This is a genomic window from Streptomyces sp. NPDC031418, assembly GCF_055581605.1.
The window spans coordinates 1-4,639 of record NZ_JBVIJC010000021.1 but is presented as its reverse complement, the minus strand read 5'-3'; the positions used below and the strand labels follow the sequence as shown (position 1 = coordinate 4,639).

Genomic DNA, 4,639 nt, shown 5'->3' with positions numbered 1-4,639 from the left:
GGCGCGTACCTGCTGGTGTACGCGCGGTGCCGCTGTGAGGGAGGGCGCTATTCGCCGGTGCGCTCGTCGCCCTCGTCGTCCCCGGGCTGGTCCGCCTCGTTGACGTCCTGTTCCAGGCCGAGCTGCTCGACCAGCCACTTGTCGAACTCGATCGCGGCCCGCACCCAGCTGACCGTGGAGGAGACGAAGTGGTTGATGTCGACGCCCGTGCCGATCAGCATCTGGGCCTCGCCGATGAGACGGACGGTGCCGTCGTCGTGGGTGTGGGTGTACACCTTCGGCCACAGGGTGCGGCGGTTCCAGTCGTCGATGGACTCGAGCAGCTGGTGCTTCTCGTCGATCTTGTGCGGGCGGTCGTAGAAGGTCCGCACCGAGAAGACGGCCTGCTCGGCCTCTCCGCGGAACATGAAGTAGGTGCGGAACTGCTCCCACGGCGCCGCGAGGTCACCCTCCTCGTCAACGACGTACTTCAGCTCCATCTGGTCGAGGAGCTGCTTCACGAGGTCCTGGTCCGGGAGGACGGGGCCGGCCGGTCCCTGGGGCTGCGGCTCGGGCTGGCCCCCGAAGTTCGGAATGGAGGACGGGTCGATGCTCACCGTGTTTTTCCCTTCATGGTGGATTCCGCCATCCTCCCCCATCCGGGGAGGGGGGAGGCAAGCCCCGACGCCCGCCTGTCCGCCATTGGCTGACAGCTGACATGATTTCCGGCTGCCGGGCGGAGGCGAGCCGAGGGGGCCTGATGGGCGGGACTGCGAGACGGGGCCGGACCCGCTGGTGGCCGGTCGTGGCGGTGCTGGCGCTGCCCGCGCTGGTGGTGGCCTGGGGGGCCGCGATCGTGGTGCGGGCCATGAACTCCGACTACCCACTGGGCGGGGGTCCGGAAAAGGTGTCGTGCGCGGAGGCGCTGGCCTTCGGCGGGGCGCGGCTGCCGCAGCGGGCGTACGAGCCCCGGTGCACGGTGCAGGCGTGGCAGGACACCAGCTACGACGCCGACTTCCGGATGCCCCGGGCGGACGTCTGGGCGTGGCTGCGGCACACCTATCCGCACGCGCCGAAGCCCAGGACCGACGTCTGTGCCCCGGAGGTCTCGGGTCCGGTGGACTTCTGCGTGGACATGAACACCGATGCCACCGCGCCGCAGGGCGTCGACGCGAACGCCGTACAGATCTCCGTGACGTACGAGGGGCCCGCCACCGCACGGGTCCGCTTCTCCGCCTTCACGGTGTGACCGCCGCACCCCGGGCGCTCGGGCACCCGGGGTGCGGCGGTCGGCCGGCGCGCGGGCCGGCTACAGCGTCTTGCCGGTGGCCGGGCCGACCAGCAGGCCGTCGCCGAAGCGGTCGACGCGGACCGTGTCGCCGTCCTTGATCTCGCCGGACAGGATCTCCTTGGCGAGCCGGTCGCCGATCGAGGTCTGCACCAGCCGGCGCAGCGGACGGGCGCCGTACGCCGGGTCCAGGCCCTCCTCGGCGAGCCAGGCCAGCGCCTCGGGGGTGATCTCCAGGGCGAGCCGGCGCTCGGCCAGCCGCCTGCCCAGCCGGTCGATCTGGAGCTGCGCGATCCGCTCCAGCTCGGGCTTGGTCAGCGCGGAGAAGACCACCAGGTCGTCCAGCCGGTTGAGGAACTCCGGCTTGAAGGAGGCCCGGACGGTCTCCAGCACCTGCTCCCGCTTCTCCGTCTCGCTGGTGAGCGGGTCGACCAGGTACTGACTGCCCAGGTTGGAGGTGAGGACGAGGATCGTGTTGCGGAAGTCGACCGTACGGCCCTGACCGTCGGTCAGGCGGCCGTCGTCCAGCACCTGGAGCAGGATGTCGAAGACCTCGGGGTGCGCCTTCTCCACCTCGTCCAGGAGGACCACCGAGTACGGGCGGCGGCGCACCGCCTCCGTCAGCTGACCGCCCTCCTCGTAGCCCACATAGCCGGGAGGGGCGCCGACCAGCCGGGCCACGCTGTGCTTCTCGCCGTACTCCGACATGTCGATGCGGACCATGGCCCGCTCGTCGTCGAAGAGGAAGTCGGCGAGCGCCTTGGCGAGTTCGGTCTTGCCGACGCCGGTCGGGCCGAGGAAGAGGAAGGAGCCGGTGGGCCGGTCGGGGTCGGCGATACCGGCACGCGAGCGGCGTACGGCGTCGCTGACCGCCCGCACGGCCTCGCTCTGCCCGATGAGCCGCCGGCCGATCTCCTCCTCCATGCGCAGCAGCTTCTGCGTCTCGCCCTCCATCAGCCGGCCGGCCGGGATGCCGGTCCAGGCGGCGACGACGTCGGCGATGTCGTCGGCGCCGACCTCGTCCTTGACCATGGTGTCCCGGGCGGCCTGCTCCTCGGCGGCGGAGGCGGCCTGGAGTTCCTTCTCCAGGGTGGGGATCTCGCCGTACAGCAGCTTGGCGGCGGTGTCGAAGTCGCCGTCGCGCTGGGCGCGTTCGGCCTGGCCGCGCAGGTCGTCCAGCTTCTCCTTCAGCTCGCCGACCCGGTTGAGGGACTGCTTCTCCTTCTCCCAGCGGGCGGTGAGCCCGCGCAGCTCCTCCTCCTTGTCCGCGAGATCGCGGCGCAGCTTCTCCAGCCGCTCCCGGGAGGCCGGGTCGGTCTCCTTGCCGATCGCCAGCTCCTCCATCTTCAGCCGGTCGACGGCGCGCTGGAGTTCGTCGATCTCCACCGGCGAGGAGTCGATCTCCATGCGCAGCCGGGAGGCCGACTCGTCCACCAGGTCGATCGCCTTGTCGGGCAGGAAGCGGGAGGTGATGTACCGGTCGGAGAGGGTGGCGGCGGCCACCAGCGCGCTGTCCGCGATCTGCACCTTGTGGTGCGCCTCGTACCGGCCCTTCAGACCGCGCAGGATCGCGATGGTGTCCTCGACGGTGGGCTCGGCGACCAGCACCTGCTGGAAGCGCCGCTCCAGCGCCGGGTCCTTCTCGATCCGCTCCCGGTACTCGTCCAGGGTGGTCGCGCCGACCATGCGCAGCTCACCGCGGGCGAGCATGGGCTTGAGCATGTTGCCCGCGTCCATGGCCGAATCGCCGCCGGCGCCGGCCCCGACGACGGTGTGCAGCTCGTCGATGAAGGTGATGATCTGCCCGTCGGAGTCCTTGATCTCGGCGAGCACGGCCTTCAGCCGCTCCTCGAACTCGCCGCGGTACTTGGCACCGGCGACCATCGCGCCGAGGTCGAGCGCGACGAGCCGCTTGTCCTTGAGGGACTCCGGCACGTCACCCTTGACGATCCGCTGGGCGAGGCCCTCGACCACGGCGGTCTTGCCGACGCCCGGCTCGCCGATGAGCACGGGGTTGTTCTTGGTACGGCGGCTCAGCACCTGCACGACCCGCCGGATCTCCTGGTCCCGGCCGATGACCGGGTCGAGGCGGCCCTCGCGGGCGGCGGCGGTGAAGTCGGTGCCGAACTTCTCCAGGGCCTTGTACTGGCCCTCCGGGTCGGCGGTGGTCACGCGGCGTCCTCCCCTGGCCTTCCGGAAGGCCTCCAGCAGCTTCTTCGCATCGGCGCCCTGCGCCGTGAGCAGCTCACCGGCCGCGCCGCCCTTGGCCGCGAGCCCGATGAGCAGGTGCTCGGTGGACAGGTAGTCGTCGCCGAGGTCCTTGGCGCGGGCCCCGGCGTCGGCGAGGACGGCCAGCAGCTCACGGTTGGGCTGCGGCGGCGCAACGGTGGATCCGGTCACACTGGGCAGCGCGGCCAGCAGCTTCTCCGCGCCCGCGCGTACGGCGGCCTGGTCGGCGTCGACGGCGGCGAGCAGGTCGGTGATGTTCTCGTTGTCCTGCCCCTGGAGCAGAGCCAGCAGCAGGTGAGCGGGGGTGAGGTCCGGGTGCCCCTCGGTCACGGCACGGCTGCTCGCCGCGTTGATCGCATCCCGGCTCCTGTTGGTCAGCTCGGCGTCCACGGTCGCGTACTCCTCCTCGACAACCCGGGCATTCCTGACTCAGCTCATTCCTGACTTAGCCAGCGTACACAAAGTTGAGTCTATTCCGCTCAAGCCCGGGGAGGCTAAGTTTTCGGCCATGGCCTCACACTCCTACTCCGTGGATCCGGCCGCGCCGGACGAGCCGTACCTCGCCTTCTGGCGGGAACGGCACCTGTGCACCCTGACGACCCTGCGTCCCGACGGCAGTCCGCACGTGGTGCCGGTGGGCGTGACCTACGACCCGGTGGCGGGGCTGGCCCGGGTGATCACCAACAAGTCGAGCGCGAAGGCGGCCCATGTCCGCGCGGCCGGTGCCGAGGGGGCGCGGGTGGCGGTGTGCCAGGTCGACGGGCGGCGCTGGGCCACGCTGGAGGGGCGGGCGGCCGTACGCACCGAGCCTGAGCGGATAGCGGAGGCGGAGCGGCGGTATGCCGAGCGGTACGAGCGCACGCCGTCGCCGAATCCGTCACGCGTGGTGATCGAGATCGAGGTGGAACGGGCGCTGGGGCGCGGCTGAGGGCCGGGTGCGGAGCGCGACGCCGGGGCCGGCGGGTTACGGCGGTTTCCAGCCGGTGTGAAAGCACCCCCAGGGCACGATATGTCGCCATAAAACTGCAGCGGGGGGGGGGGGGTGGGGGGGGGGGGGGGGAGGAGGGGGGGGGGGGGGGGGGGGGGGGTTTTTTTGAGGGGGGGGAGGGGTCGGGAATTACGGGGGGGGGGGGGGGGGGGTGT

4 protein-coding genes are annotated in these 4,639 nt (G+C 71.2%); 2 read left to right on the top strand and 2 right to left on the bottom strand.

The window, feature by feature from the left end; genetic code table 11:
* Positions 1–47: 47 nt before the first annotated feature.
* The gene (locus ACZ5CZ_RS28185; protein WP_385841774.1) at positions 48–596 is read right to left on the bottom strand and encodes a YbjN domain-containing protein; all 549 of its coding nucleotides are present in this window, start codon (positions 594–596) and stop codon (positions 48–50) included.
* A 143-nt stretch (positions 597–739) separates the two neighbouring features.
* Between ACZ5CZ_RS28185 and ACZ5CZ_RS28180 the strand changes: the two genes are divergently transcribed.
* Positions 740–1,228, top strand: a complete 489-nt coding sequence (locus tag ACZ5CZ_RS28180) for a hypothetical protein (RefSeq protein WP_468947072.1) — start codon at positions 740–742, stop codon at positions 1,226–1,228.
* 60 nt (positions 1,229–1,288) lie between these two features.
* Here ACZ5CZ_RS28180 and clpB read toward each other — a convergent pair whose 3' ends face one another.
* On the bottom strand, positions 1,289–3,886 hold the full coding sequence (gene clpB, locus ACZ5CZ_RS28175; protein WP_467547407.1) for an ATP-dependent chaperone ClpB: 2,598 nt from the start codon (positions 3,884–3,886) through the stop codon (positions 1,289–1,291).
* A 118-nt stretch (positions 3,887–4,004) separates the two neighbouring features.
* Between clpB and ACZ5CZ_RS28170 the strand changes: the two genes are divergently transcribed.
* Complete coding sequence (locus ACZ5CZ_RS28170) at positions 4,005–4,424, top strand: pyridoxamine 5'-phosphate oxidase family protein (RefSeq protein WP_385841771.1); 420 nt, start codon at positions 4,005–4,007, stop codon at positions 4,422–4,424.
* Positions 4,425–4,639 lie beyond the last annotated feature (215 nt).